15 protein-coding genes are annotated in these 18,022 nt (G+C 74.7%); 7 read left to right on the forward strand and 8 right to left on the reverse strand.

The features are described from left to right. The first annotated feature begins 141 nt into the window (after window positions 1-141). From ACSHWO_RS09620 to ACSHWO_RS09635, 4 genes are all read left to right on the forward strand, one after another. Complete coding sequence (locus ACSHWO_RS09620) at window positions 142-1,734, forward strand: FAD-dependent monooxygenase (protein WP_385848750.1); 1,593 nt, start codon at window positions 142-144, stop codon at window positions 1,732-1,734. Window positions 1,735-1,782: 48 nt separating this feature from the next. Then, on the forward strand, window positions 1,783-1,869 hold the full coding sequence (locus tag ACSHWO_RS09625) for a putative leader peptide (protein ID WP_361101195.1): 87 nt from the start codon (window positions 1,783-1,785) through the stop codon (window positions 1,867-1,869). Between the two features lie 65 nt (window positions 1,870-1,934). Further along, the gene (locus tag ACSHWO_RS09630) at window positions 1,935-2,468 is read left to right on the forward strand and encodes a cysteine dioxygenase (RefSeq protein WP_361101180.1); all 534 of its coding nucleotides are present in this window, start codon (window positions 1,935-1,937) and stop codon (window positions 2,466-2,468) included. Then, complete coding sequence (locus tag ACSHWO_RS09635) at window positions 2,459-2,869, forward strand: rhodanese-like domain-containing protein (protein WP_438319030.1); 411 nt, start codon at window positions 2,459-2,461, stop codon at window positions 2,867-2,869. The genes ACSHWO_RS09630 and ACSHWO_RS09635 overlap by 10 nt, the downstream gene beginning before the upstream one ends. Before the next feature lie 457 nt (window positions 2,870-3,326). Here ACSHWO_RS09635 and ACSHWO_RS09640 read toward each other — a convergent pair whose 3' ends face one another. From ACSHWO_RS09640 to recA, 3 genes are all read right to left on the reverse strand, one after another. Next, on the reverse strand, window positions 3,327-5,912 hold the full coding sequence (locus ACSHWO_RS09640; protein WP_438311179.1) for an FtsX-like permease family protein: 2,586 nt from the start codon (window positions 5,910-5,912) through the stop codon (window positions 3,327-3,329). 96 nt (window positions 5,913-6,008) lie between these two features. Beyond that, entirely contained in the window at window positions 6,009-6,575 is a 567-nt protein-coding gene (gene recX, locus ACSHWO_RS09645; RefSeq protein WP_361101175.1) for a recombination regulator RecX, read from the reverse strand. Between the two features lie 3 nt (window positions 6,576-6,578). Then, entirely contained in the window at window positions 6,579-7,700 is a 1,122-nt protein-coding gene (recA, locus tag ACSHWO_RS09650) for a recombinase RecA (RefSeq protein WP_361101172.1), read from the reverse strand. A 423-nt stretch (window positions 7,701-8,123) separates the two neighbouring features. Here recA and ACSHWO_RS09655 point away from each other — a divergent pair, with 423 nt between their 5' ends. Next, on the forward strand, window positions 8,124-8,891 hold the full coding sequence (locus ACSHWO_RS09655) for a Clp protease N-terminal domain-containing protein (RefSeq protein ID WP_438311183.1): 768 nt from the start codon (window positions 8,124-8,126) through the stop codon (window positions 8,889-8,891). Here the strand turns inward: ACSHWO_RS09655 and ACSHWO_RS09660 are convergent. From ACSHWO_RS09660 to ACSHWO_RS09680, 5 genes are all read right to left on the reverse strand, one after another. Then, window positions 8,839-9,933 carry an AI-2E family transporter gene (locus ACSHWO_RS09660; protein ID WP_361101192.1) on the reverse strand — a complete coding sequence of 365 codons (1,095 nt, stop codon included), beginning with the start codon at window positions 9,931-9,933 and terminating at the stop codon, window positions 8,839-8,841. The genes ACSHWO_RS09655 and ACSHWO_RS09660 overlap by 53 nt on opposite strands. 210 nt (window positions 9,934-10,143) lie before the next feature. Further along, window positions 10,144-10,338, reverse strand: a complete 195-nt coding sequence (locus ACSHWO_RS09665) for a DUF3046 domain-containing protein (protein ID WP_179176983.1) — start codon at window positions 10,336-10,338, stop codon at window positions 10,144-10,146. Between the two features lie 66 nt (window positions 10,339-10,404). Then, a complete protein-coding gene (locus tag ACSHWO_RS09670; RefSeq protein WP_361101165.1) occupies window positions 10,405-10,713 on the reverse strand; it encodes an AzlD domain-containing protein in 309 nt (102 codons plus the stop codon). Further along, window positions 10,710-11,411 carry an AzlC family ABC transporter permease gene (locus tag ACSHWO_RS09675; RefSeq protein ID WP_361101189.1) on the reverse strand — a complete coding sequence of 234 codons (702 nt, stop codon included), beginning with the start codon at window positions 11,409-11,411 and terminating at the stop codon, window positions 10,710-10,712. The genes ACSHWO_RS09670 and ACSHWO_RS09675 overlap by 4 nt, the downstream gene beginning before the upstream one ends. 87 nt (window positions 11,412-11,498) lie before the next feature. Further along, a complete protein-coding gene (locus ACSHWO_RS09680; protein WP_361101162.1) occupies window positions 11,499-12,335 on the reverse strand; it encodes an AraC family transcriptional regulator in 837 nt (278 codons plus the stop codon). A 123-nt stretch (window positions 12,336-12,458) separates the two neighbouring features. Between ACSHWO_RS09680 and ACSHWO_RS09685 the strand changes: the two genes are divergently transcribed. Together ACSHWO_RS09685 and ACSHWO_RS09690 are read left to right on the forward strand one after the other, a co-directional pair. Beyond that, window positions 12,459-17,048 (forward strand): ATP-dependent helicase, encoded by a 4,590-nt coding sequence (locus ACSHWO_RS09685; RefSeq protein WP_438311186.1) that lies wholly within the window; start codon window positions 12,459-12,461, stop codon window positions 17,046-17,048. A gap of 205 nt (window positions 17,049-17,253) precedes the next feature. Beyond that, entirely contained in the window at window positions 17,254-17,937 is a 684-nt protein-coding gene (locus tag ACSHWO_RS09690) for a hypothetical protein (protein ID WP_361101156.1), read from the forward strand. Window positions 17,938-18,022 lie beyond the last annotated feature (85 nt).

Consider the following 18,022-nt stretch of genomic DNA (forward strand, 5'->3'; position numbering starts at 1 on the left):
TACACTGGCGTGGCACACGTGGTGCGGCGGATCTCATCCGCCGCACCACACGCATACCCCGGTCCGGGGTCACTTGACGCCGGCACCTCCAGTGGGTTGCATACGTTCTGTGATCACATACCGGACATCGGGAGCCGCCTCGTGGACCCGGTGATCGTCGTCGGCGCGGGGCCCGTCGGACTGTCGCTGTCCCTCGCCCTGGCCGGCAACGGAGTGCCCTCGATCGTGCTCGACGAGGGTCCCGGCAAGGATCTCCCCCGCCCGGCCCGCACCGTCGTCCTGCACTCCGACACCGCCGCCATGGCCGAGCGGCTGGGCTGTGCCACCCTGCGCGACGAGGGCGCGTACTACGCGGCCTGGCGCACCATGCGGCGCAGCCGCGACACCGGGCGCATCACCTTCGAGGACGACCCGGAGCCGGCCCCGCTGCACGTGCCGCAGCACGCACTCACCCGCGGGATGCGCGCAGCCGCCGCGGCCCACCCGCTGGTCCAGCTCGTCGCCGAGAGCAAGCTCGACGCCCTGGAGCAGGACGACCGCGGGGTCACGGCCCACACCCGGGGTGCGGAAACCACCTGGTGGCGCGGGAGTTTCCTGGTCGGCTGCGACGGGGCCCGCTCCACCGTGCGCAAGCTCCTCGGCATCCGCTTCCCCGGGCGCACCGCCGTCGAGCGGCACGCCGTGGCCGCGCTGCGCATCGAACTCCCCTGGCCCGGCGAGGCCCTGCTGCACCGCGACCCGCCGCAGGAGATCACCGCCCGGCCGCTCGCCGACGGGGTGTGGCGGCTGGACTGGCTGCTGCCGGCCCGCGGCGAACTCGTCACCCCCGACGCGCTGGTCAACCTCGTCCGGGACACCCTCGTCGGCTGGTGCGGGAGCACCACACCCCCGTACGACCTCCTCGACACCGGCGTCCACACCCTGCACCACCGGCTCGCCCGTACCTGGCGCGACCGGCGCGCCTTCCTCGCCGGGGACGCCGCCCACCTGCTGGGCGCGCTCGGTACCCAGGGCGTCGAGGAAGGGCTCCGGGACGCCGAGAACCTGGCCTGGAAGCTGGGCATCGCCTGGCACCAGGGAGCCTCCGAGGCCCTGCTCGACAGCTACGCGGACGAGCGGCGCACCGCGGTCGCGGCCCGGCTGCGCGCCGCCGACCAGGCCATGTCGGCCCTGCGCGGCGGCGGCGGGCTGCGGACCCTGCTGCCCGGCTCGGCCCGCGCCGAAGCCCTGCTCACCGACAGCCACCTCGGCCGGGGACCGCTGGGCGCGCGGCCCTCGTACGCCCCGCCCGTCGCCGTACGGGAGGTGCCGACCGCGACCGAGCCGGGCGGAGCCGTCGCCAACGTCGCGGTGTCCGCGCCCGACGGGTCGACCGTGCCGCTGCGCGACCTGCTCGGCCGCGGCCGGATGCTGGTGGTGCTGGTCGCCCCCGGGACCGGGGTCTGGGACCGGCGGCACTGGCTCGGCGCCGGCCTGATGCCGCGGCTGGCGGCGGCCGTGGCCGCGCTGCCGGTGCGCGCGGAACTCCTCGTCGCGGACGACTACCCGGGGGCCGCGGCGCACACCGTCCTGCTGGTCCGGCCCGACGGGCACCTGGCGGCCACCTTCGCGGGGGTGCGGCCGGCGGAACTGTACGAGGCCGCGGACGCCGTCCGCAGGGGCGCCCCGACCCGTACGGCCCCCTCGACGCCCGCCCCCGCCCCCACCCCTGCCACCGCCCCCGTGACCGATTGAGCACGTGATCGATTGACCACGGCGCGCTGCCGTGCTTGACTCCCCGCTATGACCGGCAGCGACGTACGCCTGTGGCGGAGGGTCCACATGGACCTGGTCCGCTATGCCGGCTGCGTGTGTCGCCCTTCCTGCTGATTCGCCTCCTTCCACCGCGCCCCTCGGCGCGCCCATGCCGCGAACCCAGGACGGTCCACACCCCCATGTCTGCCTCCGCAGCCGTGTCCACGCACGCCCCCAGCCCTGCCGTAACAGCCGCCGAACTCCTCGCCTTCGCCCTCCGCACGGCCGCCGACCCGGCCGTCATCGACTCCCTGCCCCTCGACCCCGCGGGCCGCACCTGGATCCGGCTGGACGGGCCGGCCGGCAGCGAGGCCTGGGTCATCGGCTGGCCGCCGGGCACCGGCACCGGCTGGCACGACCACGCCGAGTCGCGCGGCGCCTTCGCCACCGCACGCGGCCGCCTCACCGAGCGCTCGCTGGCCGCCCGCATCCCCTCCGAGGGCTGGCGCAGCCTGGAACTCGCGCCGGACGTGGACCGCAGCCGAAGCCTGGGGCCGGGCACCGGCCGGGCCTTCGGAGAACACCACGTGCACGAGGTCCTCAACGACTCCCCCGACGAGCACGCGATCTCGGTCCACGCCTACCACCCGCCGCTGCCGCTGATCCGCCGCTACGGCCGCACGGGGAGCGTCCTGACCCTGGAGCACGTGGAGCGCCCGGAGGACTGGCAGTGACCCGCCCCCCGATCGGCATCGACACCCTCCTGGACCGCGTCCGCGCGACATACACCCGCATCACCCCCGAGGAGGCGTACGCGGCGCACCTGGCCGGCGCGCTGCTGGTGGACATCCGCTACCAGGCGCTGCGCGAACGCGACGGGCTGGTCCCCGGCGCGCTCGTGATCGAACGCAACGAACTGGAGTGGCGGCTCGACCCACAGGGCTCCCACCGCCTCCCCGAGGCCACCTCGCACGACCTACGCGTGATCGTGTTCTGCAACGAGGGCTACGCCTCCTCCCTCGCGGTGGCCTCCCTGCACGCGCTGGGCCTCCACCGGGCCACGGACCTGACGGGCGGCTTCCAGTCCTGGAAAACCGCGGGCCTCCCCACCACACCACCACCCCCCACGCCCTAGCCCGAGGCCCCGACCTCGCCGGGTGGGGCCACCGCCCACCCTGCACCCCACCACCCTCCAACCACGCGGCGTCTTGGGCCCGCCCTCTGCGCCAGAACCCACCCACCTCCAACCAGGCCCACCCCAACCGCCCGCAGCCCCGGCGACGTCTGAGGCACGGAGTCCGGGACGGAGCCCACCCACACCCCAGCCCCGCCCATCCCAGCCGCCGACGTCTGAGGCACGAGTCCGGGACGGAGCCCACCCACACCCCGGCCCGCCCATCCCAGCCCCGCCGGCGTTTGAGGCACGGGGTCCGGGGCGGAGTCCCGGGGAACGGTGGAAGGGTGGGGAGGGGCAGGCTCCGCGCAGCGGCACCCACCGCCGACCGACAGCAGCGGCAGTGGCAGCGACTCTGCGGCGCGGCCTCTGCGGGCGGGCCGGGCCGGGGAGCGGGGCCGGCTCGGCCCGGGCCCGGTTACCTCGACGTGGCTACGTCGACCGGGCGAATCCGCAGGACACCCCGCCCCGGCACGGCGGTGGCCGCCACCGCCGACAACCCCGCGACCCCCACCACCCCCACGTACACCACCGGCAGCACCACCGGCGCCGCCACCCCCGTCATCCCCACGCTGAAAGCGGTCAGCACGGCCAACGCGATCCCCGACCCCAGCACGGCCCCCATCAGCAGCACGGCCAGCGCCTCCACCCGCAGCATCCGCAGCACCTGCCGCCGCTTCGCGCCGGCCAGCCGCAGCACGGCGAACTCCCGGAACCGCTCCGCCGTCGACATGGCGAGGGTGTTGACGACCGCGATCGCGGTGAACGCCAGCACCAGCCCCATCGCCAGCAGGTTGAGCTCGGCCCCCTCCTGCTGCCGCTCCGCGCGCGCCCGGTCGGCGTCGCGCGCCGACAGCACCCCCACGCCCGGGAACCGGGCCACGGCCGCGGCCAGTCGTTCCTTCCCGGTCCCCGGCTCGGCGGCCACCAGCACCGCAGCCGCCAGCGGGTTGTCGACGTGTGCCGCGACCAGCCCGTGCGGCAGGGTCAGGTCTCCGAAGCCGAGGCCCCGCGCGTACACGGCCGCCACGGTCAGCCTGGCCGGGGTGCCGTCGCCGAGGGCCACCTCCAGTTCGCTGCCGGGCTTCAACCCGAGCTGTTCGGCGGCGAGTTCACTAACCGCGGCGCTGCGCTCACCGAAGCCGTCGAGGCTGCCGGCGGTCACGGCGGGGTCCCAGGTCCGGGCGAGCCCGGCGGGGGTGACGCCCTGCGCTCCGTACCTGGTCAGCCCAACCCGCACCGAAGTGCGGACGATCTCGGTGGCGGCCGTGACCCCGGGGGTCCGGCGGACCGCATCGGCGGCCTCGGCGGGGATGCCGGGGCCCCGCCCGGCCAGCACCCACCCGGCGCGGACCCCGTCGCGGGCCTGTTCCCGGACGGCGTGGCCGAGCGTCGGCGCGATGAACAGGACGGTGCACGTCATGCCGATGAGCAGGGTGAGCGGGGTGACGGCGGAGGCCATCCGGGTCGCGTTGCCCCGCAGGTTGGCCGTGGCGAGGTGGCCGCCGGCGCCGACCAGCCGCAGCGGGCCGGCGAGCAGTGCGGCGGCGCCCCGGACGAGCAGCGGGCCGAGCAGCGCGACGGCCCCGGCGAGGACGATCACGGCGAGGAAGGTCACCGGGGTGGACGCCGGCTCGGTGCGCAGCGAGCCCAGTACGACGACCAGTACGACACCGCCGGCCAGCACGAGCAGCCCGGTCGCGATCCGGATCCACGCGGGCCGGGCCCGCTCGACGGCCGCTTCGGCGAGCGCCTCGGCGGGGCGGATGCGGGCGATGCGCCGGGCGGTGATCCGGGCGGCAGCCCATGCGCCGAGCAGGCTCGCCCCGACGGCGGCGAACATCGGGAAGATCCCGGCGGTGCGCTCCAGGGCGGCGGGGACGATCCCGCCGTCGACGAACCGACCGTGCAGCCAGGCGGCGAGGGGCAGTCCGGTGATCGCTCCGACGACCCCGGCGGCCAGTCCGACGAGCAGCGCTTCCCGGCCGATCATGCGGCGCAGCTGGTGGGGGGTGGCCGCGATGGCGCGCAGCAGGGCCAGTTCGCGGTGGCGCTGCTGGACGGACAGGGCGAAGGTCCCGACGACGACGAGGACGGCCACGAGCAGGGCGGTGCCGCCCATGGCCCCGCCCATGGAGACCAGTGTGATGCGGGCACCGGCCGCGTCGAGGAACTCGACGGGGCCGCGTTCGTCCCCCACGCTGACCTGGGCCCCGGCGCCGCCGATGCCGGTACCGGTGTCGGCCAGTGCCCGGCGGATCCGCTGGGCGAGTTCGCCCGGGTCGACTCCGGGTGTGGGGAGGACGCCGATCGCGGTGACCTGCCCGTCGCGGGCCGCGAGCCGCTGGGCCTCTGCGTCGGAGAAGAACAGGGCGCTCTGCCGGGTGAGCCGGCCCTGGTCCGGTCGGGCGATGCCGCTGACCGTGTACTCCTCGGGTACTCCGGTGGCCTGGACGGTGAGCCGGCTGCCGGGCCGTAGTCCGGCGCGGGCGGCCAGTTCGCGGTCGACGACGACCTCGCCGCGGCCCTGCGGGGCGCGGCCTTCGGCGAGCGTGAAGGGGGTGAGCGCGGCGGAGCTCCAGGCGTGCCCGTACGGGGCGGGCGGCCGGGCCGCGCCACCGCCGCCGTGGGAGGCCGGCTGCCCGACGAGGGGGACGGCCTGGAAGGTGAGTTCGGGGACGGCCCGCTCGACGCCGGGTACGGAGCGCACCGCCCCGAGCGTGGCGGCCGGCAGCCAGGCCCGCTCGGTCACGGGCTTGGCCTTGTGCTTGGCCTTGGTCTTGCCCTTCTTCTCCTTGACCGTGGTCCGGTGCACGTTCTGGTCGGCGGAGACGAGGACCGGGGTGGCCGCGTAGCGTTCGGTGGCGATCCTTCCGCGGAGTCCGGTTTCCAGGAGCGTTCCGCAGGCCGTGATGAGGGCCGCTGCACACAGCAGTGCGGTGAAGGCGCCGAGGAAGCCGGCTTTGCGGTCCCTGACGGTCTGAAGGGCGTAGCGCAGCATCATGCGCTCAACTCTGCCGCCGGGGCCTGGCGTTGGCATTGGAGCGGTCCGGCGTGCGGGCCCGGGGGCTGTCCCCACCCCGCGCCCGCGCGGGGTGGGTCAGCCGCCCGGGTACTCCAGCGCGTCGTCGACGTCCTCGCCCTCGGCCTCCAGGGCGCGCCGCACCACGCGCAGGGCCATGCCCTCCGGATATCCCTTGCGGGCGAGCATTCCGGCGAGCCGTCGGATGCGCTTGTCCCGGTCCAGGCCCCGGGTGGCGCGCAGCTTCCGCTCGACGAGTTCGCGGGCGGTCTGCTCCTCCTGTTCGGAATCCAGTTGCTCGAGGGCTTCCTGGACGTGGGAGGCCTGTACCCCCTTGGTCCGCAGCTCCTGGGCGAGGGCCCGGCGGGCGAGGCCCCGGCCGCGGTGGCGGGACTCGACCCAGGCGCCGGCGAAGGCGGCGTCGTCGATCAGGCCCACCTCCTCGAACCGGGAGAGGACCTCCTGCGACACCTCCTCGGGGATGCCCCGTTTGGCCAGGGCGTCCGCGAGCTGGCGCCGGGTCCGCGGCATCCCGGTGAGCAGGCGCAGGCAGATCGCCCGCGCCTGTTCCTCGGGACTCTGGGGCGGCAGCTCCCGCTCGGCCCTCGTCGTGCCGGAGCCGCCGTCCCCTTCGTGTTCCCGCATCGGTCAGCTCTTGGCGGCGGCGGTCTTGGCCGCCCTCGCCTTCGCCGCCGGGGCGGGAACGTTCTTGGCGTCGCCGTCAGCGGCGGCCGTCTCCCCCGCGGGGGTCTCGACGGCGGGCTGGGCGCCCTTGCGGACACCGACGCCGAGCTTCTCCTTGATCTTCCGCTCGATCTCGTTGGCGAGGTCCGGGTTGTCCTTCAGGAAGTTGCGGGCGTTCTCCTTGCCCTGGCCGAGCTGGTCGCCCTCGTACGTGTACCAGGCGCCGGCCTTGCGGATGAAGCCGTGCTCCACGCCCATGTCGATCAGGCCGCCCTCGCGGCTGATGCCCTGGCCGTAGAGGATGTCGAACTCGGCCTGCTTGAAGGGCGGCGCGACCTTGTTCTTGACGACCTTGCAGCGGGTGCGGTTACCGACCGCCTCCGTGCCGTCCTTCAGGGTCTCGATGCGGCGGATGTCGATGCGCACCGAGGCGTAGAACTTCAGCGCCCGGCCACCGGTGGTGGTCTCCGGGGAGCCGAACATGACGCCGATCTTCTCGCGGAGCTGGTTGATGAAGATCGCGGTGGTCTTCGACTGGTTGAGCGCGCTGGTGATCTTGCGGAGGGCCTGGCTCATCAGACGGGCCTGGAGGCCGACGTGCGAGTCGCCCATCTCGCCCTCGATCTCCGCGCGCGGCACCAGGGCGGCGACGGAGTCGATGACGATGAGGTCGAGGGCGCCGGAGCGGACCAGCATGTCCACGATCTCCAGGGCCTGCTCGCCGGTGTCCGGCTGGGACAGGATCAGGTTGTCGGTGTCGACGCCGAGGGCCCGCGCGTACTCCGGGTCGAGCGCGTGCTCGGCGTCCACGAAGGCGACGGTGCCGCCGGCCTTCTGCGCGTTGGCCACGGCGTGCAGGGTCAGGGTCGTCTTGCCGGAGGACTCCGGACCGTAGATCTCGACGACGCGGCCGCGCGGCAGGCCGCCGACGCCGAGGGCGATGTCCAGTGCGGTCGACCCGGTCGGGATGACCTCGATGGGCTCGTTCGGCCGGTCGCCGAGGCGCATGACCGCACCCTTGCCGAATTGCCGTTCAATCTGTGCGAGCGCGGCGTCGAGAGCCTTCTCGCGGTCGGTGCCTGCCATGGGTTCCACCCGGGTTGCTTGAGTCGATCGCTTCACGCCATTGACGCTAACGCCTGCCACTGACAATGCGCTGCCGCGCCGGTTCGGCTGTGGATAACCCATCAGAATGGATGTTCGATTTCCCTGTCAAGCCGGACCCTGCCGCCGCAGCGGGCAGCGCTACGACCGGGCATTTCATCTCGCGACCGGGCATACCGACCGGCCGAGCAGAGCTCCGCGACCGGCCCGCACGGGCCGCCCGCTGTGCCCGGTCACACACCCGGCAGCCGGAGTCCGCCCCCGGAGAAGGCGAGGCCGACCCCGGCGCGGCGGGACCGGCACCGGCTACCGAACCGGCCACGTCGCACCTCCATATCGGCCAGGCGGACAGAAGTGACAACCCACGGTTGACACCCCCTCGACTGTCAACCTACGGTTGCACTCATGACGAACCCTTCAGAGGAACCCGTTCGCATGACCAACCCGGTACGCCTCGACGACCTCATCGAGGCCATCAAGAAGTCCCACCCCGACGCCCTCGACCAGCTCAGCGGCGCCGTCGTCGTCGCCGAGCACCTCGGCGACGTCGCGGACCACCTCATCGGCCACTTCGTCGACCAGGCCCGCCGCTCCGGCGCCTCCTGGACCGACATCGGCCGCAGCATGGGCGTCACCCGCCAGGCCGCCCAGAAGCGCTTCGTGCCCAAGGCCGACAAGGAGGGCGAGGGCAGCGACTTCCAGTCCAACCAGGGCTTCGGCCGCTTCACCCCGCGCGCCCGCAACGTCGTCGTGTCGGCGCAGCGCGAGGCCCGCGCCGCGGGGAACACCGAGATCCGCACCGAGCACCTCGTCCTCGGCCTGCTGGCCGAGGACGAGGGACTCGCGGTCCTCGCCCTGCGCTCCCAGGGCGTCGCCCCGGACGCCGTACGCGCCGCGGCCACCGCCACCCTGCCCCCCGCGACCGACGGCACCGTGCCCGACCTGGTGCCCTTCGACGCCTCCGCCAAGAAGGCCCTGGAGCTGACGTTCCGGGAGGCCCTGCGCCTCGGCCACGACTACGTCGGGACCGAGCACATCCTGCTCGCGCTCCTGGAGCTGGAGCACGGCGAGGGCGTGCTGAGCGGTCTCGGCCTGGAGAAGCCCACCGTGGAAGCGGCCGTCAGCGACGCCCTGGCAGCCGTACTCGGCCCGGACGGCGGGAAGGAGGAGTAGCGGCGTCTGCCTCCTCCGTCAGCGCGTACCGCTTGACGTACGCGCCGAGGAAGGCCTGCAGGGTGGCGACGGCCGGGATCGCGATGAGCGCCCCGACCGCGCCCAGCAGGGCGGTCCCCGCGATGACCGACCCGAAGGCCACCGCCGGGTGGATGTCCACGCTCCGCGAGGTCAGTTTGGGCTGCAGCACGTAGTTCTCGAACTGCTGGTAGACCACGACGAACCCAAGGACGTACAGCGCGTACCAGGGGTTGACGGTGAAGGCGATCAGCGTGGGCAGCGCGCCGGCCAGGTAGGTGCCGATGGTGGGGATGAACTGGGAGACCAGCCCCACCCACACCGCGAGCGCCGGCGCGTACGGCACGCCCAGCACCGCGAAGACCACGTAGTGGGCGATCCCGGAGGCCAGGGCCATCAGCCCGCGCGAGTAGAGGTAGCCGCCGGTCTTGGCGACGGCGATCTCCCAGGCGCGCAGCACCTCCGACTGCTTCGCCGGGGGCAGCACCGAGCACAGTGCGCGCCGCAGCCGCGGCCCGTCCGCGGCGAAGTAGAACGAGAAGAGCCCGACGGTCAGCAGGCGGAAGAGCCCGCCGAGCACGGTGGCGGACACGTCGAGCACGCCGCTCGCGCTGTCCTGTACGTACTTCTGCAGCCAGTCCGAGCGCAGCAGGCTGTCCTGGATCTCCAGGCGGGACAGCTCGGTGTGGAAGGTCGCGTTGATCGTGTTGATCACGGAGTCGAGATAGCGCGGGAAGCCCTCCACCATGTCGACGATCTGCCCGGCGAGCATCGAGCCGAGCAGGACGACGAAGCCGACCGCGGCGACGAGCACCCCGAGGAACACCAGGAAGGTGGCGAGCCCGCGGCGCATGCCGCGGGCCGCCATCCTTGACACGGCCGGTTCGATCGCGAGGGCCAGGAAGAACGCGATCAGGATGTTGACGAGCAGCCCGATCAGCTGGTGGAAGGCCCAGCTGCCGAGCTGGTAGCAGGCGACCAGGCCCAGGACGAGGAGGACGGCGCGGGGCAGCCAGCGCGGCATCCGGTCGGCAGGTCCCCTCGCGCCCGCGGGCCCCACCCGGTCGGCGGGTTCGGCCGCGTCGGGCGTCCCGGCCCGTTCGCTCCGTTCGGCCCGTTCGGCCTGCGCGGCGCGGTCGGCCGGCTCGGTGTGCTGGGTCGTCTCATCGGTGGCTGCCACGCGGCCCAGTCTGGCCCACCCGGCGCCCGTACGGGGAAACGGGTGGGCCCGTACTCAGCGCAGCGAGGCCGGGACGTCCATCGCCGCGCACACGGCGCGCCACACGTCCTTGGCCTCCCAGCCGGCCTCCAGTGCCTGGTGGACGGTGCGCCCGCCGAGCTCCGACATGACGTGGTCCCGTGCGAAGGAGTCCGCGTAGCCCGCGCCGAAGTGCTCGGCCATCCGCTCCCAGAAAATCGTCAGACGCATGCACCCAGTATCCCGCCCGCCGCGGTGCACCCGGGGGCGGCTCCTGCTGGCGGCTCCCGGGAGGCGCTATCCGCCCAGGGCCCGCACCGCCGCGGTGACCGCGACGGCGGCGCCGACCACCACGAGGAAGGGCGCCCGCAGCACCAGCGCCAGCCCCGCGGCGACGAGCCCGGCCGCCCGCGCGTCGAGGACCACCTCCTGCCCGGTGGCGAAGGTCTGCTGGGCGGTGAGCGCGGCCAGCAGGGCGACCGGCAGCAGCTCGGCGAGCCGGCGCACGAGCGGCCGCTCCAACGCTCCGGCGGGCACCAGGAGCCCGGCCAGTTTGACGGCGTAGCAGCCGACGGCGGTCAGCGCGATGGCGATCCACACGTTCACGGGCGTCGTCCCTTCAGCCAGAGGACCGCGGGAGCGGCGAGCGCGGCGACGAGCACCGGCAGTCCGGCGGGCAGGAAGGGCAGCAGGCCCAGCCCGAGGACGAGCGCGAGCGCGGCGACGGCCCGCTCGGTGGTGCTCTTCAGCATCGGCGCGAGCAGCGCGAGGAAGACGGCGGGTCCGGCGGCGTCCAGCCCCCAGGCGGCCGTGTCCCCGATGGCCTCGGCGCCGAGCGCGCCCAGCACGGTGGTGAGGTTCCACAGGACGAAGAGGGCCAGCCCGGTCACGGTGAACCCGAGCCGCGCCGACCTGCGGTCGGGCTGGGCCAGCGACACGGCGGTGGTCTCGTCGATCACCCAGTGGGCGGCGAACGGCTTCGCGGCCCGGGGCAGCGCGAGCAGCTGCGACAGGCGCAGCCCGTAGAAGGCGTTCCGGGTGCCGAGGAAGAAGGCCCCGGCGGCGGCCGTGAACGGGTTCCCGCCCGCTGCCAGTGCCCCGACCAGCGCGAACTGCGAGGCGCCGGTGAACACCAGCAGGCTCAGTGCGCCCGCCTGCAGGGCGCTGAGCCCGGACCCGGCCGCGGTCACCCCGAACGCGAAGCCGGACAGGCCGACGGCCACCCCCACTCCGAGGGCGTCCCGCACGACGGCGGCGCGGGGCCGCCCGGCGACCTCCTCGGGGGCCTCCCGCGTCTCTCGTATGACTGTCTGATGTTCTCCCACGCCGCGACCGTACGCAGGACGGCCCAGCCCGGTCTTGTACGTTCTTGCAGGCGGCGGCCCCGCGCGCTACCCGGCCCGCCGCTCCCGCCGGTAGGCCCCCGGCGTCACCCCCACGATGCGGGTGAAGTGCCGGTTGAGGTGCGGCTGGTCGGTGAAGCCGACGGCGGCGGCCGCCTCGGCCGGGGCCGTGCCCGCGTCCAGCAGCCGGCGCGCCCGCCTGACCCTCGCGTCGGTCAGCCAGGTGTGCGGCGGCATCCCGTACCGCTCCCGGAAGGCCCTCAGCAGGGCGAACGGGCTGGTTCCGAGTTCCGTGGCCAGCTGCTCCAGCGACGGCGGCTCCGCCATCCGCTCCTGGAGCACCGCGCGGGCCCGCGCCGCGTCCGAGGCTCCGGCGGTCCGGGCCGTCCGGGCGGGCAGCGGCCCGGCGTGCCGGGTCAGGATCCGCGCCACGGCGGTGCGCAGCAGGGTGTCGGCGGCGAGGGCGTTGCCCTCCTCGGCGGCCCGGTGGATCTCGGTGATGGTGTGCGAGGTCTGCGGGTCGGCGACCGAGTCGACGGTGAAGCCGGGGGTGCCGCGCAGCCCGGCGATCTCGGCGGCCACGTCGGCGATCAGCTCCCGGGACGGGTAGAGCGTGGCGTACGCCCAGCCCTCGGGGGCCCCGGCGCGGGCGGTGTGCGGCACCTCGGGGTTGATCAGGACGACGCTGCCGGGTCCCGCGTGGACGGTGCCCCCGGGCAGGCCGACCTCCTCGATGCCGCCGGTGACGGCGGCGATCACGTACCCGTCGTGGGCGTGGCGCGGAAAGGCGTGGCGGATGTAGTGGGCTCGCAGCAGGTCCAGGCCGGGCAGTTCCTCGTACTGCCAGTGCCGTGCCCACTCCCTGTCCCCGCCGCCGTCCGCCATTCCCCCATTCTGCGCCCCGCCCGGCCGGGCCCGTGCGTCGCCTCCCCGCCGCTCGACGGGGCCCCGCGGGGGCATCGGCCCTGGTCGGGGCCCGTTGTCGGTGCCGGGGTGCAGGATGGGGGCATGGCCGGCTCTGCGCTCGACGCGTTCTCCCCCGCGACCCGCTCCTGGTTCTCGGGGGCCTTCCCCGGGCCCACCGCCGCCCAGGAGGGGGCCTGGCGGGCCATCGGGGAGGGCTCGGACGTGCTGGTCGTGGCGCCCACCGGCTCCGGCAAGACGCTGGCCGCGTTCCTCGCCGCCCTGGACCGGCTGGCGGCCGAGCCCGTGCCGGCCGAGCCGAAGAAGCGCTGCCGGGTGCTGTACGTGTCCCCGCTGAAGGCCCTCGCGGTCGACGTGGAGCGGAACCTGCGCAGCCCGCTGACCGGGATCCGGCAGGAGTCGGTCCGCCTGGGCCTGCCCGAGCCGGACGTCCGGGTCGGGATCCGCTCGGGCGACACCCCGGCCGCCGAACGGCGCGGGCTGGCGAACCGGCCGCCGGACATCCTGATCACCACGCCCGAGTCGCTGTTCCTGATGCTGACGTCGGCGACGCGGGAGGCGCTCGCCGGCGTCGAGACGGTGATCCTGGACGAGGTGCACGCGGTGGCGGGGACCAAGCGCGGGGCGCACCTGGCACTGTCCCTGGAGCGGCTGGACGAGCTGCTGCCGCGCCCGGCGCGCCGGATCGGGCTGTCGGCGACGGTCCGGCCGGTGGAGGAGGTGGCCCGCTACCTGGCGCCGCGCGGCCGGGTGGAGATCGTGCAGCCGCCCTCGGCCAAGGAGTTCGACCTGTCGGTGGTCGTACCGGTCGAGGACATGGGCGAGTTGGGCGGCTCCCCCGCCACGGAGGACCGGGAGGGCGGCGACAGGCCGTCGATCTGGCCGCACGTGGAGGAGCGGATCGCCGACCTGGTCCAGGCGCACCGCTCGACGATCGTGTTCGCCAACTCCCGCCGTCTCGCGGAGCGGCTGTGCAACCGGCTCAACGAGATCGCGTACGAGCGCGCGACGGGCGAGCAGCTGTCCGAGGGGCCGCCGCCGGCCCAGATCATGGCCCAGTCGGGTGCCGCGCAGGGGGCCCCGCCGCTGCTGGCCCGCGCCCATCACGGCTCGGTGTCCAAGGAGCAGCGGGCGCTGGTGGAGGAGGACCTGAAGGCGGGCCGGCTGCCCGCCGTGGTCGCCACGTCCAGCCTGGAGCTGGGCATCGACATGGGCGCCGTCGACCTGGTGGTGCAGGTGGAGTCCCCGCCTTCGGTGGCCTCGGGGCTGCAGCGGGTGGGCCGGGCCGGGCACCAGGTGGGCGCGGTCTCCAGGGGGGTCGTCTTCCCCAAGTACCGCGGCGACCTGGTGCAGGCGGCGGTGGTCACCGAGCGGATGCGCACCGGGGGCATCGAGTCGCTGCGCATCCCGTCGAACCCGCTGGACGTGCTGGCGCAGCAGCTGGTGGCGATGACCGCGATGGACACCTGGCAGTTGGACGAGCTGCTGGCCCTGGTGCGGCGGGCCGCGCCGTTCGCGGCGCTGCCGGAGTCGGCGTTCACCGGGGTGCTGGACATGCTGGCGGGCCGCTACCCGTCGGACGCGTTCGCCGAGCTCCGGCCGCGGGTCGTGTGGGACCGGGTCGCAGGCACCGTCACGGGCCGGCCGGGGGCGCAGCGCCTGGCGGTCACGTCGGGCGGCACCATTCCCGACCGCGGGCTGTTCGGCGTGTTCCTGGCGGGGGCCGACCCGAAGAAGGGCGGCGGCCGGGTCGGCGAGCTCGACGAGGAGATGGTGTACGAGTCCCGGGTGGGCGACGTGTTCACCCTGGGCACCACCTCGTGGCGGATCGAGGACATCACCCGCGACCGGGTGCTGGTGTCCCCCGCGCCCGGGGTGCCGGGCCGGCTGCCGTTCTGGAAGGGCGACCAGCTGGGCCGCCCCCTCGAACTGGGCCGTGCGGTGGGCGCGTTCCTGCGGGAGCTGGGCGCGCTGTCCGCGCAGGACGCGCGGCTGCGGCTGCTGGCGGCGGGGCTGGACGGCTGGGCCGCGGAGAACGTGCTGGCGTACCTGGCGGAGCAGCGGGAGGCCTGCGGGCACGTGCCGGACGACCGGACGGTCGTGGTCGAGCGGTTCCGCGACGAGCTGGGCGACTGGCGGGTCGTGGTGCACTCCCCGTTCGGGGCGCAGGTGCACGCCCCGTGGGCGCTGGCCCTCGGGGCGCGGCTCGCCGAGCGGTACGGCATGGACGCGCAGGTCATGCATGCCGACGACGGCATCGTGCTGCGGCTGCCGGACGCGGACCTGCTGTCGATGGACCTGCTGGACCACGATCCGGCCGCCGTCCGCTCCTTCGAGTTCGACGAGGGGCAGGCCCCGCTGGGCGCGGCGGACGTGGTCTTCGACCACGGCGAGGTCGGCGGGATCGTCACGGACGAGGTGGGCGGTTCCGCCCTGTTCGCCTCCCGCTTCCGGGAGTGCGCGGCGCGCGCCCTGCTGCTGCCGCGCCGCAACCCGGGCCGGCGCACGCCGTTGTGGCAGCAGCGCCAGCGCGCCTCCCAGCTGCTCCAGGTGGCCTCGGAGTTCGGGTCGTTCCCGATCGTGCTGGAGGCCGTACGGGAATGCCTGCAGGACGTCTTCGACGTGCCGGGCCTGACGGAGTTGATGGGGGACATCGAGTCCCGGCGGGTCCGCCTGGTGGAGGTGACCACCCCCGAGCCGTCGCCGTTCGCCCGGTCGCTGCTGTTCGGGTACGTCGCCCAGTTCCTGTACGAGGGGGACTCGCCACTCGCGGAGCGCAGGGCGGCCGCGCTGTCGCTGGACTCCCGGCTGCTGGCGGAGCTGCTCGGCCAGGCGGAGCTGCGCGAGCTGCTGGACGCCGAGGTGCTGGCGGAGCTGGAGCGGGAGCTGCAGTGGCGCACCGAGGACCGGCGGGCCAAGGACGCGGAGTCGGTCGCGGACCTGCTGCGGCTGCTGGGGCCGCTGACCGGCGCCGAGCTGGTCGAGCGGGGCGCCGACCCGGCCTGGCCGCAGGAGCTCGCGGACGCCCGGCGGGCCATCCGGGTGCGGATCGGCGGGGCGGAGCACTGGGCGGCGGTCGAGGACGCGGGGCGACTGCGCGACGCGCTGGGCACGGCGCTGCCGGTCGGGGTGCCGGAGGCGTTCACCGAGCCGGTCAAGGACCCGCTCGGCGACCTCCTGGCCCGGTACGCGCGCACGCACGGCCCGTTCACCACGGCGGCCGCCGCGACCCGCTTCGGGCTGGGCGCGGCGGTCACCGAGGGTGCGCTGCAGCGGCTGGCGGCGGCCGGCCGGGTCGTGCAGGGCGAGTTCCACCCGGCGGGCATCGGCCAGGAGTGGTGCGACGCGGCCGTGCTGCGCAGGCTGCGCCGGCGTTCGCTGGCCGCGCTGCGCCAGGAGCTGGAGCCCGTACCGCCCGCCTCGCTGGCCACCTTCCTGCCGCAGTGGCAGCACCTGGGCGGGGGGCTGCGCGGCATCGACGGCCTGGCCCGGGCGGTCGAGCAGTTGCAGGGCGCGCCGGTGCCGGCCTCGGCGCTGGAGCGGCTGGTCCTGCCGTCCCGGGTGGCGGGGTACGCGCCGACCCTGCTGGACGAGCTGACCACGACCGGTGAGGTGGTGTGGGCGGGGGCCGGGGCGCTGCCGGGCAAGGACGGCTGGGTCTCGCTGTACCTGGCGGACGCGGCGCCGCTGCTGCTGCCCGAGCCGCACCCGCTGGAGCTGACGCCCCTGCACCAGGCGGTCCTCGACGCGCTGTCGGGCGGGTACGGCCTGTTCTTCCGGCAGCTGGCCCAGTCGGTCCGCGCAGGGCATCCGGAGGCCACCGACCTCGAACTGTCCGAGGCCGTCTGGGACCTGGCCTGGTCCGGCCGGCTGACGAACGACTCCCTGGCCCCGCTGCGTTCCCTGTTGGGTTCCGGCCGTACCGCGGGGGCCACCGCGCACCGCGCCCGGCGCACGGTGCCGCGCGGGCGGTACGGCACGCTCGGCGGGCAGGTGTCCCGGCCGGGGCCGCCGACGGTGTCGGGGCGCTGGTCACTGCTGCCCGGCCGGGCCGCGGACCCGACGCACCGGGCGCACGCGCTGGCCCGCACGCTGCTGGACCGGCACGGGGTGGTCACCCGGGGCGCGGTGGCCGCCGAGGGCGTGGCGGGCGGCTTCAGCGCCGTGTACCGGGTCCTGTCGGCGTTCGAGGACAGCGGCCAGGCCCGCCGCGGCTACGTGGTGGAGGGGCTGGGCGCGGCCCAGTTCGCGATGGACGGTGCGGTGGACCGGCTGCGGTCGGCGGAGCGGAACCCCCCGCCGCTGGCGGCGGTCGTGCTGGCGGCCGCGGACCCGGCGAACGCGTACGGGGCGGCGCTGCCCTGGCCGGAGCCGCCGGCGGGGGCCTCGCACAAGCCGGGCCGGAAGGCGGGCTCCCTGGTGGTTCTGGTCGACGGCGAGCTGACGCTGTACCTGGAGCGCGGGGGCAGGACGCTGCTGGCGTGGCCGCCGGCGGAGGATCCGCGGCTGGCGGCGGCGACGGCCGCGCTGGCGGAGGCCTCCCGTGCGGGCACGCTGCCGGCACTGACGGTGGAGCGGATCAATGCGGCCCCGGCACTGACGTCCCCACTGGGCCCGGTTCTTGAGGCGGCGGGCTTCCACGCCACTCCGCGGGGCCTGCGACTGCGGCACTGAGGTGCGCCGAAGCGCCACGAGTGAGGCCGGCATAAAGCTGCGGAGCCGTACCGACCATTGCGCTTACGTCGCGCTTATGTATTGGGCATGTCACGGAGCCCGGTCCGGCTGGCATGACTGATCGTTTCTGGACTATCAAGATCCAGGCAGGCATCACTCCTGACGATGCCGCACCGAAACAGCACCTACATGGGGGAAGAGAAGAATGAGCACCATGCGACGGACCACGACGGGCGTCATCGGTCTGGCGGTTGCGGGCACGCTGAGCCTGACGGGCTGCAAGAACGGCAACGAGGAGATCCCCGCCGCGCCGTCCGCCCCGGCCTCGTCCGCGCCGGCCGCCCCGGCCGAGCAGCCCAGCAGCGCGGCCCCGAGCTCCCCGTCCGGCTACGGCTCCAGCGCGCCCGCCGCGGGTGCGGCCGGCCAGGCCAAGTCCGGCCAGCAGTTCAAGCTCGGCGAGACGGCGACCGTCCCGTTCGACTACGGCAGCACCAAGGGCGGCACGATCGCCCTCACCGTCACCGCGATCGAGCAGGGCAACCCGGCCGACCTGGAGGTCTTCAAGCTCGGCGACCAGGTCAAGGGCAAGGTTCCCTACTACATCCGCTACTCGGTGAAGAACGTCGGCACCACCGACCTCTCCTTCGCCTCCGTCGGCCACATCAAGGGCCTGCTCGGCGACGGCTCCGAGGCGGGCAAGCTGGCCGTCATAGGCAAGTTCGACAAGTGCCCGGCCGAGTCCCTGCCGAAGGGCTTCACCAACGGCCAGACCCAGACCGGCTGTGCGGTCGCGCTGGCGCCCTCGGCCGACACCAAGGTCTCCGGGGCCGAGTACTGGGGCGACCCGTACAACTCCCTGAGCAAGGGCAAGGGCCTCGTCTGGAAGTAAGCGGCCCACGGGTCGAGAGGCCGAGAGGAGCCGGGCGGCCCACCACCGTCCCACCACCGGCCCGCACCGGACCCGACGGCAGCCA

It is taken from the genome of Streptomyces pallidus (ex Mingjun et al. 2026) (assembly GCF_051550185.1).
Classification (GTDB): domain Bacteria; phylum Actinomycetota; class Actinomycetes; order Streptomycetales; family Streptomycetaceae; genus Streptomyces.